The organism is Devosia sp. MC521, from assembly GCF_014127105.1.
Lineage (GTDB): Bacteria > Pseudomonadota > Alphaproteobacteria > Rhizobiales > Devosiaceae > Devosia.
This window is the reverse complement of the sequence record NZ_CP059902.1, coordinates 3,230,312-3,244,773: the sequence shown is the minus strand read 5'-3', so window position 1 is coordinate 3,244,773 and position 14,462 is coordinate 3,230,312. Positions and strand designations below refer to the sequence as shown.

Genomic DNA, 14,462 nt, shown 5'->3' with positions numbered 1-14,462 from the left:
ACACAGGCGACACAAACGGCGTAGTATTACTGCGCTATGGACTTACACGATTCCCGTTTCGGGAGACTCAAGTGACTATCCATGTGTCGCCTGAGACTTGTCCCGCACTGGTACTGAACGCCGACTACCGGCCGCTCAGTTACTACCCACTGTCTTTATGGTCGTGGCAGGATGCGATTAAGGCGGTGTATCTGGATCGGGTCAACATCGTGTCGCACTACGACACGGTGATCCATTCTCCCAGTTTCGATATGCGTCTGCCCAGTGTTGTGGCGCTGAAAGACTATGTGCAGCCGGTGCGTTTCCCGGCTTTCACGCGCTTTAATGTGTTCCTGCGCGACCGCTTCCAATGCCAGTATTGCGGCAATCCGCACGATCTGACCTTCGACCACGTTATTCCGCGCTCTAAGGGCGGGCTGACGACTTGGGAGAATGTGGTGGCGGCGTGCGCGCCGTGCAATCTGCGCAAAGCCAACCGCCTGCCGAGTGAGATCAAGATGTTTCCTCGGCAGACGCCTTTTGCGCCAAGTGTGCATGACCTGCACAATAATGGGCGGTCTTTCCCGCCCAATCATCTGCATAAGAGCTGGCTCGATTATCTCTATTGGGACATCGAGCTTGAGCCCTAGGCTTTAGCGCTGACGCGATGTGCGCAGGATGGACAGGGTCAGCAGGCCCGCGATTGCCAGAGAGATGATGGCGTTATAGCCAGCCATGGAAATGCCCAGGAAGCGGAACTGCACCACGTCGCAGCCGATAACCGGCTTCAGGTCATTGAGCGAATCGAGCGAGAGGCTTTCGCCAAGGCCAGAGCATGTGGTCGGGCCGGGCCAGAAGCCCCATTCGACGCCAGAGTGGAACGCGCCAAGATAAGCGCCATAGGCAAACAGCGCCGCAACAATCGCCATGCCGGCGATTTTGACCTGCTTGGGTAGGCGGCCCCAAAGCACCAGAATCAGGGCCAAGAGGGGGAGGCCCCAATAATAGGGCATGCGCTGTTGCAGGCAGAGGTCGCAGGGCTGGAGACCGCCGATGTATTGGGAGCCGAGGGCTCCCAGAATGGTGGCGAGGCCTAGGATAAAGGCGATCCCGGCGGCAATTCGTTCGAACGGACGAGCCATTTAGTTTTCTCTGCTGACGCGATTAGGTGGCAGGCGCATAGCCCGTATTCATGTCAAAACCCAGACAAAGCGCAAGTTTGTTGTGTGTGCCTTATTTCGCCACAAGCATAGGGCAATGTCGCGCGCGAAATTGTGATCGCAGCGGACGAAAGTTGATGCGATTGGCCTTAAGCTGGTGCAGGCCGGTAATCCTTTTTTGCCCAGTTGTGGTGCATGGTGAACAAAGTATTGATCTAAGGTGGTGGTATTGCGCAGCGTCACTCTGGCCTCAATCAGTGCAGGAATTTTGGCGGCGGTCAGTCCGGCGGCGGCGGAAAGCTGTGCCGAATTGCGCATGGTCAAAGGCGGGCTGGTGGTGCAGGTCACCGACGGCGATACCATCGTGCTCGATAGTGGGATCACGGTGCGGATGATCGGGACACAAGCGCCAAAATTGCCATTGGGTCGGGAAGGGTTTCCAACCTGGCCGCTCGCCGAAGAGGCGAAGGCGCAGCTTGAAGCACTAGCGCTCAATAAGCGCGTCCAATTGGGTTATGGTGGGCAAGAGATCGACCGCTATGACCGCTCGCTCGCCCATGTGTTTGTCGAAGACGGCGAGACGCTGATCTGGTCGCAACTGCATATGGTCGCGAACGGCTTGGCGCGGGTCTATTCTTTCCCCGATAATCGCAAATGCCTCGGCCCGCTTTTGGCCGCCGAAGCGCGCGCGCGCGTCGAAGGCCTTGGCATTTGGGCCAACTCCTATTATCGAGTGCGACAAGCAGACCGGCCCGAGATGCTCACAGATCGCGTCGGCGACTACGAACTGGTTGAGGGCAGAGTGTTAACCGCCGAAAAGAGCGGAGCACGTGTTTATCTCAATTTTGGCCGTTTCTATAAAGAAGACTTCACTGTGGTGATCGAGGGGCCGGCTCAACGGCTCTTTGATGACGATAGTATTGATTTGCTGGCGCTGGAGGGTGCGCTGGTGCGAGTGCGTGGATGGGTGGACGATCGGGACGGTCCACGCATCGAGGTGACCCATCCCGAACAGATCGAGGTACTTGGGCGGCAATGACCACGCTTCCTAAAAAATTTGCCCTTCGTGCCTCCGCCTTGGCGGTTAGCGTGTTTGCTATAACGGCTTGCTCCTCGATTACGGGCTCCAACATCAGCGTTGGCCGGACCGGGGACAATCCTGCGCCTTCAGTGTCGCAGGAAACGCTCACGGGCGACGATGCCATTGGCCGTCGCGAGCATCCGCGCATTGTTGCAACCTATGGTGGGGTCTATGAAGACCGCCAAGCCGAGATCATGGTTGCGCGGATTGTGGGCCGCCTGTTGGCTGCCGCAAACCAGCCCAATGTGCAGTTCCAAGTGACGATCCTCGACACCTCGGAAGTGAACGCTTTTGCGCTGCCGGGCGGCTATATTTATGTGACCCGCGGGATTTTGGCGCTGGCCTCGGATACGAGCGAGCTGGCGGCCGTTCTCGCGCACGAAATTGCCCACGTGACGCTGCGCCATGCGCGCGCGCGCACCGACAAGACCCGGACCACACAAATTGTGGACCGCGTGGTCACAGGGATTTTCGGTGGGGATAAATCGAGCGATGCCGCTGCCGATCGGACGCGTCAATCCTTGGCGGCCTTTAGCCAGAACCAAGAGCTTGAGGCGGATCGTGAAGGGATCAAGTTTGCCGGTAAGGCTGGCTATGATCCAACCGCTGCGGCGCGCTTCTTGGGCGTTATGAGCCGGTTTGCGGCCTTCTCGGCCGGTGCTGCTAAGGGCGATGGTTTCTTGTCATCGCACCCATCGACGCCAGCGCGCGTTGAGACCGCGTTGAGCTCGGCACGCTTGTTTGGTGCGGGTGCTGTTGGTGAGACCGATCGCGAGGGGTATCTGGCGGCCATCTCTGGCATGACCTTTGGCGATAGTCCGGCGCAGGGCAGTATTGTGGGCCAGCGCTTCGTTAATCCGGCGCGCAAGTTCACCTTTGCCGTGCCGCAAAACTATGCGCTGCAAAATGCGCAGAGCGCGGTTGTGGGCGTAGCGGGCGATGGGGAAGCGGTGCGCTTTGATAGCGCGCAGGTCCAAGGCAATATGGAGCTGACGGCGTACCTCAAGTCCGGCTGGATAGCGGGCCTGAAGGCCGACACCGTTCAGGCGCTGAATTACAACGGCATTGAGATGGCGTCGGGCCTCGCGCAGACGGACCAGTGGTTCTTCCGCGTGGCGGTGATGCGTATGGATGGCGAAGTGTATCGCTTTATCTTTGCGGCCAAGGCTGACAGTCAGCGTTTTGCGCAGGGCTTTGATACAACGCTCCAAAGCTTCCGTCGCACGACGGCGGCCGATCTGGCCCCGATCCGGAAAACCTCTATTCGTTTGGTGACGGCTAAGGCTGGGGATACGGCCAATAATTTGGCAGCGCAGATGGCCAATATTCCGGCCGGACGCGACCTGTTCTTTATCTTGAACAACCTCTATCCGGGCGATGAGCTCAGAGCCGGTCAGCGCTATAAAATCGTGGCGGTGCAGTAGCGCTTAGAGGTTGGCGGCTTTTTCAGCAAAAATATTGGCCGCGTTCCCGTATTTGAGCAGATTTTCAATGCTGGGGCCGAGCACAGAGGCTGAAGCTAGGGCCGTCAGGCTGAGAAGCGCGGCAATGAGCACATATTCGATCGCTGTGGCGCCACTGGTGTCACGTATAAAGCGCGAAAATGTTGTGCTCAGCATAGGGCCTCCAAACTTGCCCTATGCCGCTCTCCTCAAAGCAGATCGCACAGGGCCGCGATGAGCGGTTCATCGGCTGGGGGCATGGGGTAATCTCGCAGAGCCTGCGGGCGGACCCATTTGAGGGCCTGGTGCTCGTTGGTTTGCGGCGTGCCTTGCCACTTCCGACAGGCGTAAAGTGGCATCAACAGGTGAATATTATCGTAAGAATGGGATGCAAATGAAACCGGTGCGAGGCAGGCCTCCTTGGTTTCAATACCCAGTTCTTCGCGCAGTTCGCGGATAAGGGCTGCCTCTGGCGTTTCGCCGGGTTCGACCTTCCCACCGGGGAACTCCCACAGACCCGCCATGTTCTTGCCCTCGGGGCGCTGGGCGATCAGCACGCGACGGTCGGCATCGACAAGAGCGCAGGCGACAACAAGGAGAACAGGCTTATCGCTCACTTGGGGGCTCCGGGGATGCGGTAGTGATAATCATATTGATGGGTGTAGCCGAGCTCTGAATAGAGCGCGATAGCGGCCGGATTGTCGCCTTGGACATTGAGGGCGGCAAATTTGGCGCCCTGTTTTTTGGCCCAAGCCAGGCCCGAGTTCATCATGGACTTGGCGAGCCCCTGACGGCGACGTTGGGTGTCAGTGATGACATTGCCGGTGATGACAATGCCATCGGCAATGGCCATGAGGCCTGAGGCCACGGCTTGCCCATCACGCGTGAGCACCACGCCGGTGGCGGGCACCTTCAAAACCGCCATCAGATTTGTGAACCCGGTCAGCGTCGTGTCGTCATAAGACTGAAGCTGCTGCTGAGCTGCGACAAATTTGGGGTCCGTGACGCTGAGGAAATGCGCCTCGGCGTCTGCTTCATGATCGCCTAGGTCCATCGCATAGACATGGCTGAGATCAATGGTTTGCCAGCCCGACTCGTCGAGCGTGGCGGACACTTCAGGAGCCGCGAGCGGGGTGATGCGGAAAACTGGCTTGGTTTTGCGAATGATCATCCACGTGCTGGCCGAGATGATGCGAAGATCGGCGTCTTCGAAATCATCAGGGTCAAAGCACTGGGTTGAGTTGGCGCGTTTGGTGTAGCCACCTGATGCGCGTCGTACCCAAGAGCCATCCCATTTTTCTTCGATGCCGGGCCAGGCGGATAGCCCGGCGCGTTCAATCGCTTCGACGTCTGGGATGCTCATTGTGGTACTCCGCGTGACGACCGAATTAGCTCCGGTAGTCGCCGTTGATGGTGATGTAACCGTGGGTCAGATCGCAGGTGTAGATGGTGGCGCGGCCTTCGCCCATGCCGAGCGATACGGTGAGCTCAAGCTCTTCGCCCTTCATGTAAGCGCTGGTGGCGGCTTCATCATAACCATGAGCGCGCTCGCCATCCTTGGCGACGACGAGATCGCCGAAGCGGATGGAGAGCTTATCGCGGTCCGCTGGCTCGCCGGCCTTGCCGACGGCCATAACCACGCGGCCCCAATTGGCGTCTTCGCCGGCAATGGCGGTCTTGACCAATGGGCTATCAGCAATGGCCTTGCCGATGCGGAAGGCGCTTTCGTCAGAGACTGCGCCTTCGACGTGGACGGACACTTGCTTGGTGGCGCCTTCGCCATCGCGGACAGTGAGGATAGCCAATTCGAACAGCACGTCAGCCAAGGCCTGGCCGAAGATTTCTGCGCGCGGATCATCGAGCGATGCAATCGGCTCGACAGCGGCCTTATTGGTGGCGAAAACCAGCAGCGTATCGGAGGTGGAGGTGTCGCTATCAACGGTGATGGCGTTGAAGGTGGTCTGGACGTGACGGCTGAGGAGCGCCTGCAGAACCGGTGCTGCGATCGGCATGTCGGTGACGACAAAGCTCAGCATGGTCGCCATGTCCGGCGCAATCATGCCCGAACCCTTGGCAATACCGTTGATCTTGATCTCAGTGCCGTCAATGTCCAGGACAGCGCCGGAGAGCTTTGGATAGGTGTCCGTGGTCATGATGGCCTTGGCAGGCTCGATCCACGGCATGAGGTTCATGCGGGTCGCGGTTTCGTCGAGAACGCCATCAAACTTGGACGCATCGATCAGCTCACCGATAACGCCGGTCTGAGCGATGAACACTTCCGAAGGGGAACAGCCGAGCGCCTTGGCAGCGGTTGCGGCGATGTGCTTGACGCTTTCGCGGCCCTTCATGCCGGTGAAGGCATTGGAATTGCCCGAGTTGACGACGAGGCCACGGGCGATGCCGCCGGGCAGGTTTTCGCGGCACAACTCGACAGCGGCCGACGAGCACAGCGAGCGCGTGAGAACACCAGCAACGGAGGTGCCTTCATCAAACGCCATCAACAGAACGTCGGTGCGGTTCTTGTACTTAATGCCAGCTTCGGCAGTGGCGAAGCGAACGCCTTCAATCGCTGGGAGCTCGGGGAAAGTCTTCGGCGCGAGCGGTGATACCGGAATTGCGGCCATGGGCGAAACCTCAAAGGCAAATCGATTGCTTTCCGGTTTGCCTCAAAGGTGTGACGGACGCAAGGCAGAGCAGAAGGAGTGTAACTGCAGTGCGGTGTTTTTAACCAATAGGCTTACGCCCGGTGATGAATTTTGCAAACCGGCGGTTGATGAAAGGCGAGATGAGTATGGCAAGGCTTGAGCTGACCACTGGCACTAAAATCAAAGTTCTTTGCCAAAGTTCCCAAGTTTGGGTCAGCGGGCCAAGTGCGTAGAGCCCAAGAGTGACGAGGGGATAAACGGCAATGGTGAGGAGGAGGGCCAGTCTGACGCGGGCGGGGATGGGCATGTCTGGGATCTCTAATGAAACGATACGTTTCGTATGTAATGAAACGGGCCGTTTCGTTCAAGTCTTTTCTTCGAGTGCCGCCTCAGGCATATTCGGGGGATGGACCACAAAGACTCTCAAGCTGACCCCACCGGCGCTGTGACGCGAAAATCAATCGGCGCGCGCCGCAATCCGGCGAGCCAAGAAGCCATTCTGGATGCGGCGGAAGCCGTGCTAAAAGAAGGCGGCGTGGCTGGGTTTTCGATTGAAGCGGTCGCTAAAAAGGCCCGTGCTGGTAAGCCAACCATCTATCGCTGGTGGCCAAACAGGACCGCGCTAATGCTCGACGTCTACCGGCGGTTTAAAAACGAACGCCCGTTTCCCGACACGGGTAGCTTGCGCGCGGACCTTGTCGCATTCCTCGACAATCAGCTGCTCGGGTTCTGGCACAACAGCCTCGCCGCCACGGTCTATCGCGCGCTGATTGCCGAGGCGCAGACCGATCAAGCGGCGGCCGATGCGCTTTATGCGTATCAGGAAGGCCGCAAAGCTGTGGTTATTGAAATCATCGAAAAGGCCAAGCTGCGTGGGGAGTGCGCGCCCGAGGTCAATTCCGAGTTGATCGTTGATCTCATCGTCTCCTACGCCTGGCACCAGCTTTTGCTTGGGCGGGTCGAGGCGGCCATGGGGACAATCGAGGCCGTCGTCGATAGCGTGCTGCGCGGCGCGTTGAACAGCACCACAAGATAAAAAAAGCCCGGTGCGAGACCGGGCTTTCTTCGTACAGTGTGACGAGGATTATTGAGCGGGGGTAGCCGCTTCCGCTTCTGCGGCTTCCTGTTCGTCGAACTTGGCCTTGAGGGCCTCGTCGTTAATGGTGATGTCCAAGCCATCCATCAGTGTGGTGACCTTGTCGTTGAACGTGGTCATCATCAGCTGCTGCTGGATTTGGCCTGCAACCTGTTCAAAGGTTGGCGGAGCCGACTGGCGCTTTTCTTCAAGCTTGATGATGTGCCAGCCGAACTGGGACTGAACTGGCGCCGAAATGTCGCCGGTGTTTTCAAGCGCGAAGGCCGCTTCTTCGAATGGAGCGACCATCATGCCCTTGCCAAAGAAACCAAGATCACCACCGTTGGCGGCACCTGGATCAATGGAGTTTTCAGCCGCGAGCTTGGCGAAATCTGCACCCTTGTCGAGCTCGGCCTTGAGTTCATTGGCCTTTGCTTCCTCTTCAACGAGGATGTGGCGGGCGTGAACTTCGTCTTCCGGAGTGTATTCGGCAACGAACTTGTCGTACTCGGCGCGGGCGGCTTCTTCGGTCACGCTCGCAACGATCTGTTCGTTGAAATAGGCGCGACGCAGAGCGCGTTCTTCGAGGTAATCAAGGCGCTGAGCGAAGGTCTCGGTCTTGTCCATACCCGCTTCGCGAGCCGCTTCAGCCATCACCTTCATGTCGATGAGGATGCGCACGAGAAACGCGCGACGTTCGTCGGGCGGGAGCTGTGCCAGATCCTGTGCCATGTCTTCGGCGGCGAAGGTCAGGTCAGCTTCGGTAATGGAGTGCGCGCCAATGGTGGCAACGACCGCATTCTGATCAGGTGCTGCAGGAGCGGCGTCTTGCGCGTAGGTGGCAAGAGCAGGAACCGCGAGCAGGACTGTCGCGAGGCTAGCAGCGCGCAGCAGGCGCAAGGCAGGGTTCTGCATAGGGATTAGGTCTCTCCTTTGCCGATGTCGGATCGGCACTACCGAATCTTTGTTCTTTCCGGCTCGCACGACATGACGGCTAAAATGTGCCGTGCACTCCGTTGTGTCTGGCACTATAAATCTATCGCAACGCCCGGAAAGTCAGAGGCTTGCTGTGGTGTGGCTGATTTCGGATACGTTGACAAGACCACCCCTCACTCTTACATCTCACCCGCTTTTCCAAAAGCATGGGCCCGCTGTCGCGCCCAACCAAAATCGCGCAGTGGACATGCAAGACTTCGCTCAGAGAAGCTGATTAGGCTTTTTCTGATGAGTCGCGATGAGTTGAGAGACGCCATAGGCGCTGTCCTTAACTCGTTATGACTCCGAATTAAAAAGGACCAGAACACATGGCACTTACTGCTCTTGCCCGGAAAATCTTCGGGTCACCGTCCGATCGACAGGTGAAGCGGTATCAGAGCAAGGTAGCGGCGATCAACGCGCTGGAACCGGAACTGGTCAAGCTTACTGACGAGCAATTGCGCGCACGCACCACTGAGTTCAAGCAAAAGCTTGAGCAGGGCGCTTCGCTCGATGATTTGCTTATCCCCGCTTTTGCGACCGTGCGTGAAGCCGGTAAGCGTGCCTTGGGCATGCGCCACTTCGATACGCAGATGATCGGCGGCATGGTCATGAATGACCGCGCTATCGCTGAAATGCGCACCGGTGAAGGCAAGACGCTGGTTGCGACTTTGCCAATGTATCTCAATGCGCTGACCGGTAAGGGCGCGCATCTGGTGACCGTGAACGACTACCTTGTGCGTCGCGACGCGCAGTGGATGGGTCAGCTCTATAATTTCCTCGGCCTCAGCTATGGCGTTGTGGTGCCAGGCATTTCGGACACCGAGCGTAAGGCGGCTTATGCGGCCGATATTACCTACGGCACCAATAATGAGCTCGGGTTCGATTATCTTCGCGACAACATGAAATACTCGCGCGCCCAGATGGTGCAGCGCGGGCATGAATTTGCGATCGTCGACGAAGTGGACTCGATTCTGGTCGACGAAGCGCGGACCCCTCTGATCATTTCGGGTCCGTCGGAAGATCGTTCTGATCTTTATGTGAAAATCGACAAGCTGATGGCGATCATCGGCGAGGGCGATTTCGAGCATGATGAAAAGCAGCGTTCGGTGACGCTGACCGATCAGGGCACGGAAAAGCTGGAAGAAGCACTGGCGGCCGAAGGCCTGCTCAAGAGCTCGTCCATGTATGACGTTGAGAACGTGGCGCTGGTTCACCACGCCAACTCGGCTCTGCGCGCCCACAAAATGTTCCGTCGCGACAAGGACTACATCGTTCGTAACGATGAAGTCGTGATCATCGACGAGTTCTCGGGCCGCATGATGGCGGGCCGCAGGTATTCGGAAGGCCTGCATCAGGCGCTTGAAGCCAAGGAAGGTGTCAAGATCCAGCCAGAAAACCAGACGCTGGCCTCGATCACCTTCCAGAACTATTTCCGTCTCTACAAGAAGCTTGCTGGCATGACCGGTACGGCGGCGACGGAAGCGGAAGAATTTGCGGACATCTACCGTCTCGGCGTGATCACTGTTCCGACCAATCTGCCGGTTCAGCGTATCGACGAAGACGATGCGATTTTCCGTACGGCAGACGAAAAGTTCAATGCCATCGCCGACCTGATCAAGGAATGTCAGGATCGTGGTCAGCCGGTTCTGGTGGGCACGACCTCGATTGAAAAGTCGGAAATGCTCGCTGACCTTCTGCGCAAGAAGAACGTTGGTACGATGAACGTGCTCAATGCTCGTCACCACGAGCAGGAAGCGTTTATCGTTGCGGACGCGGGTCTGCCGGGCGCCATCACTATTGCGACCAACATGGCTGGTCGCGGTACCGACATTCAGCTCGGTGGTAACCTTGAGATGCGCATCCAGCGGGATGCGGAAGGTCTTGAGGGTGCTGCGCGCGATGCCAAGATCGAAGAGATCAAGGCCAAGATCGCCGATGACAAGGCCAAGGCGCTGGCGGCAGGCGGGCTGATGGTTATCGGCACGGAACGCCATGAGTCGCGTCGTATCGACAATCAGCTGCGTGGTCGTTCGGGCCGTCAGGGTGACCCCGGTCACTCAAAGTTCTTCCTGTCGCTGCAGGACGATCTGATGCGTATTTTCCCTGTCGACAGCATGGATTCCATGCTCGGCAAGCTTGGTCTTGAGCAGGGCGAAAGCATCACGCACCCTTGGGTTACCAAGGCGATTGAACGCGCGCAGGGCAAGGTTGAAGCCCGCAACTTCGATATTCGTAAGAATATCCTGAAGTACGACGACGTTATGAACGATCAGCGTAAGGTGATCTTCGAACAGCGTCTCGAGTTCATGGATGCGGAAGACGTATCTGAAACCATCACAGAAATGCGCCACGAGGTGGTGAGCAATGTGGTGGGCAAGGCCATTCCGCCGCGCTCTTATCCCGATCAGTGGAACATTGAGCAGCTGACCGCTGCGACCAAGACCTATCTCAATGTTGACGCGCCTATCGCTGAATGGGCTGCGGAAGAAGGCATTGAAGCCGAGGTTGTTGAAGAGCGTATCCGCGAGGCGGCAGACGCTGTCATTGCGGCCAAGCACGAGAAATACTCGGGCGAAGTGATGAAGCAGGTCGAAAAGACGATCCTGCTGCAGTCGCTCGATGGTCTCTGGCGCGAACACCTCGTGATGCTTGACCACCTCTCCAAGGTTGTCGGCTGGCGCGGTATTGCGCAGCGCGACCCGCTGACCGAATACAAGCAGGAAGCCTATGAGCTGTTCCAGTCGCTGCTGGCGAACCTGCGTGAATTGGTGACGACGCAGCTCTCCCACGTTGAGTTGCAGGTGCGCTCGCCTGAACAAGAACAGGCTCTTGCGCAGCAGCAAGCGCAGGCTGCGCAGGGTCTTGCAGCGGCCGCCGCAGCGTCTGCTGCGCTGGCTCCGCAAGTGGCTCGCGAACCCTTGGCGCCAATTGATCCGGCTCTGCTCGTCGGCGTTTCGCGCAATGCGGATTGCCCATGCGGTTCGGGCAAGAAGTTCAAGCACTGCCATGGTGCCTTCGCTTAAGCGAACGGCATCCAGAATTGAAAAGGCCCGGAGCGATCCGGGCCTTTTTTATTGGGGGGTTAGCAGGTGACGCGTATTTCAGCGTAGCCGGTGAGGCCTTCGTCGCCCGAGGAGGTGACCGAAACGGTGCAGGTCGAATTGGGCAGTGGGACCGCGACGCCAGAGGGGACAATTGTTCCGTCCACAAGGGTGATGTAGCCGCTGTCGACAAGGCTGACGTCGATCGTGGCGGGCTGATCGCAGATGGGGTAGCTGTCGCCAGTGGTGACGAGGAGGCGCATGCCTGCGGGTAAGCAATCATCGCTCACGCCTGCTGTGGGCGCTGGGGTGGTCAGGGGAGCGGGCACAGGCGCTGTTGTAAGCGGCGACGCTGGAGTAGGCTCTGGGGCGCTTGTTTGGCGCTCTTCGAGAGCGGTAAGGCGTTCCGTGAGGGCGCTGAGCTGCTGGGAGCCGGAATTTGAATTGCTGCCACGGGCGTAAAGATCGAGGCTGACGCGGAGCTGCGCCAACTCGGTCGAGAGGCGCATAATCTCGTTTTGATTGGCGAGGTGCAGCGTCGCTGCTGCGCCGGCTACGCCAATGGCCACGATCATGCTGGCAATCGAGAGAACAATCGGAATTTTGGACGGCCGCGCCACAGGAGGCTGGTGATCCTCGGACGCAAAGTCTTCGGCTGGAACGATGGTTTCATCGATCAGTGTGGACGAAATATCGGGCTCAACACGGATGTCCTCGTCTCGGCGATCCGGCGTATCGGCTTTTTTCTCGTCCACGTCTGTCTCCTAAGGTCCCCTGCCATTGCAGCATAGTGGGGCCGGAATGCGGCACCAACGCGTGTTATGGGCGTTGGGCTGCAGAGGTGGGCAGTGTAGCAGGCTTGCCGGTGAAGACCGGTGGAATGTTTGGGTTCTGGCCGGGGTTGCCAAGACCAATGGCGCTGCCGATGCCGGAAACAAAGCCGGTGATGGCTTCGCTGCGCTGCTTGAGGGCGGCCTCGGTGGCAGCGGCGCGTTGGGCGGCGGTCATTTGAGCGTCCATCAGCTTTTGCAGCGCGGCTTCGTCAGCGGCCACCTTCGACTTTACAGTGTCGCTCAAGCTTGTCGGCGGGCAGGCACCCATGGCGTCGAGTGGGCCAGAGCTTTTTGGGTTGAAGATGTAGCGGCCTTCGCAAACGTCCCAAGTGGGTGGAACTTTGTTGATGTCGAAAGCTTCGTAGCCGACCTTGATGTTCTTCCAGAACTCAAGATGCGGGCTGGTGGCATGCTTGGCCATATTGGCCGTTGTCATGCGGAACGGATAGATTTGCAGCTGGAAGGTGGGGTTGCCACCCTTAAAGCTTTCGCGGGCCAGCGCATAAATTTCAGCGATGCCCTCGTCGGTCATGGCATAGCAGCCGACCGATTTACAATCGCCGTGGACCATCAGGTTCGAGCCGGTGCGGCCGTGGGCGCGGTCAAATTTGTTCGGGAAACCGGTGTTGAACGCGAGATAATAGTTGGACTTGGGATGCATCAGGCCAGGCGAGATGGTGTAAAAACCTTCGGGGCTCTGACGATCACCTTCCTTGAATTTCGGGCCGAGATCGCCCGAATAGGAGCAGATCTCATAGGTCTTGAAGAGGCGATATGTGCCGTTGGCAGACTTCTTCCAAACCTCAAGAATTTCTTCTTCCTTGAAGATACGGATGACCATGCCGTCGCTGGGCGACGAGCTGATGTTGCGCAGCGCCTGGACCATTTCTCCGGTGAGCGGAATATTGTGGCGATTATCGCCACCTTTGACAAAGCTTGAGCACGCCGCCAGCGCTAAAGTCACAAGCGACAAGACAACGAAAGCGCCAAGACGGTTGAAGAAGGTGGACAATTGTCAGCTCTAGTTAGAAGCGCCGGAGACAGCGCACAAGGTTAGCGCATTATGACTTGTCGCGGTGAACGAAGCCTTATCAAGGCGCCAATTCTACGCGCTTCGCTTTTGGCTCACGATACTGTGTAGGAGGGCACAGGCACAAAAAAAACGCCCCGGAAATCCGAGGCGTTTTTAATTCGTGATCGGTGCCAGACCTTAGAGGTTGGTCCCAATGGCGAGGAATTTCTCGCGGCGGTGTTCGCGGGTTTCGAGGCGCGACTTGCCATCGAAATCCTTGAGGAAGGTCGCAATAGCGCGGCGGGTCGATTCCATGATCGCCGGATGGTGGCGATGGGCGCCGCCAGTGGGTTCGGTGATAATGCCGTCGATGACGCCAAAGCCCAGGAGGTCCTGTGCGGTGATCTTCTGCGCGGTTGCCATGTCCTGAGCGCGGGCTGCGTCGCGGAACAGAATCGATGCACCCGCTTCTGGCGAGATGACCGAATAGATGGCGTTTTCGAGCATCAGCACGCGGTTGGCTGTGGCAATGGCGATAGCGCCACCAGAACCACCTTCACCGATGATGATCGCAAGGTTTGGAACGCCCAGCTCAAGGCCCTTTTCGGTCGAACGGGCAATGGCTTCTGCCTGACCGCGCTCTTCAGCGCCGATGCCAGGATAAGCGCCTGCAGTGTCAACGAAGGACAGAACCGGAACCGAGAAACGATCGGCCATGTCCATGATGCGAACGGCTTTACGATAGCCTTCCGGATTGGCCATGCCAAAATTGTGCTTGAGGCGTGTCTCGGTGGAGTTGCCCTTTTCCTGGCCAAGGATGGCCACGGGAACACCGTTGAAACGGCCGAAGCCTGCTTGCAAAGCTGCGTCTTCACCGAACTTGCGGTCTCCGGCGAGCGGGGTCCATTCGGTAATGAGGGTGCGCACATAGTCAGAAAAATGCGGACGCTGTGGGTGACGCGCGACCTGTGTCTTCTGCCAAGGGGTGAGCTTGCGATAAATCTCCACCAGCGCTTCGTCGGCGCGTTGGGAGAGTCGCGTCACTTCCTCATCAATGGAGACAGCCTGATCGGTCTGCGCCAAGGATTTGAGTTCAGCGATCTTTGCTTCCAGATCGGCGACTGGCTTTTCGAAATCGAGATAAGACTGCATCCCACCGCCCGTAGGGGTCATTGTTTAAACGCAAAAGCGCCTGCGCTGCTGTTGCGCCTTAAAG

Annotated in this window: 14 protein-coding genes and 1 pseudogene; 5 read left to right on the top strand and 10 right to left on the bottom strand. The window is 58.1% G+C overall.

What is annotated here, in order from left to right:
• The first annotated feature begins 71 nt into the window (after positions 1-71).
• A complete protein-coding gene (locus tag H4N61_RS15640) occupies positions 72-629 on the top strand; it encodes an HNH endonuclease (RefSeq protein WP_169195516.1) in 558 nt (185 codons plus the stop codon).
• Positions 630-632: 3 nt separating this feature from the next.
• On the opposite strand, the gene H4N61_RS15635 is transcribed toward H4N61_RS15640, so the two are convergent.
• Positions 633-1,121, bottom strand: coding sequence for a disulfide bond formation protein B (locus H4N61_RS15635; RefSeq protein ID WP_169195515.1), 489 nt, complete (start codon positions 1,119-1,121; stop codon positions 633-635).
• A gap of 247 nt (positions 1,122-1,368) precedes the next feature.
• Here H4N61_RS15635 and H4N61_RS15630 point away from each other — a divergent pair, with 247 nt between their 5' ends.
• On the top strand, positions 1,369-2,178 hold the full coding sequence (locus H4N61_RS15630; protein WP_248305994.1) for a thermonuclease family protein: 810 nt from the start codon (positions 1,369-1,371) through the stop codon (positions 2,176-2,178).
• Positions 2,175-3,644, top strand: a complete 1,470-nt coding sequence (locus H4N61_RS15625) for a M48 family metalloprotease (RefSeq protein ID WP_169195514.1) — start codon at positions 2,175-2,177, stop codon at positions 3,642-3,644. Before H4N61_RS15630 ends, H4N61_RS15625 begins: the two co-directional genes overlap by 4 nt.
• 3 nt (positions 3,645-3,647) lie before the next feature.
• On the opposite strand, the gene H4N61_RS15620 is transcribed toward H4N61_RS15625, so the two are convergent.
• From H4N61_RS15620 to H4N61_RS15600, 5 genes are all read right to left on the bottom strand, one after another.
• Positions 3,648-3,839: a Flp family type IVb pilin gene (locus H4N61_RS15620; protein ID WP_349236464.1), complete on the bottom strand. Its 192-nt coding sequence runs from the start codon at positions 3,837-3,839 to the stop codon at positions 3,648-3,650.
• Positions 3,840-3,871: 32 nt separating this feature from the next.
• Positions 3,872-4,279, bottom strand: coding sequence for an 8-oxo-dGTP diphosphatase MutT (gene mutT, locus H4N61_RS15615; RefSeq protein ID WP_182394430.1), 408 nt, complete (start codon positions 4,277-4,279; stop codon positions 3,872-3,874).
• Positions 4,276-5,025 (bottom strand): GNAT family N-acetyltransferase, encoded by a 750-nt coding sequence (locus tag H4N61_RS15610; protein ID WP_169195512.1) that lies wholly within the window; start codon positions 5,023-5,025, stop codon positions 4,276-4,278. Before H4N61_RS15610 ends, mutT begins: the two co-directional genes overlap by 4 nt.
• A 25-nt stretch (positions 5,026-5,050) precedes the next feature.
• Positions 5,051-6,286, bottom strand: coding sequence for a bifunctional glutamate N-acetyltransferase/amino-acid acetyltransferase ArgJ (gene argJ, locus H4N61_RS15605; protein WP_182394429.1), 1,236 nt, complete (start codon positions 6,284-6,286; stop codon positions 5,051-5,053).
• 100 nt (positions 6,287-6,386) lie between these two features.
• Positions 6,387-6,614: a hypothetical protein gene (locus tag H4N61_RS15600; RefSeq protein ID WP_169195510.1), complete on the bottom strand. Its 228-nt coding sequence runs from the start codon at positions 6,612-6,614 to the stop codon at positions 6,387-6,389.
• A 99-nt stretch (positions 6,615-6,713) separates the two neighbouring features.
• Here H4N61_RS15600 and H4N61_RS15595 point away from each other — a divergent pair, with 99 nt between their 5' ends.
• Entirely contained in the window at positions 6,714-7,343 is a 630-nt protein-coding gene (locus tag H4N61_RS15595; protein ID WP_169195509.1) for a TetR/AcrR family transcriptional regulator, read from the top strand.
• A gap of 48 nt (positions 7,344-7,391) precedes the next feature.
• Here the strand turns inward: H4N61_RS15595 and H4N61_RS15590 are convergent, their stop codons facing one another.
• Positions 7,392-8,297, bottom strand: a complete 906-nt coding sequence (locus H4N61_RS15590; protein WP_169195508.1) for a peptidylprolyl isomerase — start codon at positions 8,295-8,297, stop codon at positions 7,392-7,394.
• A 389-nt stretch (positions 8,298-8,686) separates the two neighbouring features.
• Here H4N61_RS15590 and secA point away from each other — a divergent pair, with 389 nt between their 5' ends.
• Positions 8,687-11,383, top strand: coding sequence for a preprotein translocase subunit SecA (gene secA, locus H4N61_RS15585; RefSeq protein ID WP_182394428.1), 2,697 nt, complete (start codon positions 8,687-8,689; stop codon positions 11,381-11,383).
• Positions 11,384-11,442: 59 nt separating this feature from the next.
• On the opposite strand, the gene H4N61_RS18475 is transcribed toward secA, so the two are convergent.
• The 3 genes and pseudogenes from H4N61_RS18475 to H4N61_RS15570 all read right to left on the bottom strand — a co-directional run bounded on the left by H4N61_RS18475 (position 11,443) and on the right by H4N61_RS15570 (position 14,398).
• The gene (locus tag H4N61_RS18475) at positions 11,443-12,156 is read right to left on the bottom strand and encodes a hypothetical protein (RefSeq protein ID WP_169195506.1); all 714 of its coding nucleotides are present in this window, start codon (positions 12,154-12,156) and stop codon (positions 11,443-11,445) included.
• 325 nt (positions 12,157-12,481) lie between these two features.
• Positions 12,482-13,075, bottom strand: a pseudogene (locus H4N61_RS18385) (murein L,D-transpeptidase family protein); the annotation flags it as partial.
• A 369-nt stretch (positions 13,076-13,444) separates the two neighbouring features.
• On the bottom strand, positions 13,445-14,398 hold the full coding sequence (locus tag H4N61_RS15570; RefSeq protein WP_169195505.1) for an acetyl-CoA carboxylase carboxyltransferase subunit alpha: 954 nt from the start codon (positions 14,396-14,398) through the stop codon (positions 13,445-13,447).
• Positions 14,399-14,462 lie beyond the last annotated feature (64 nt).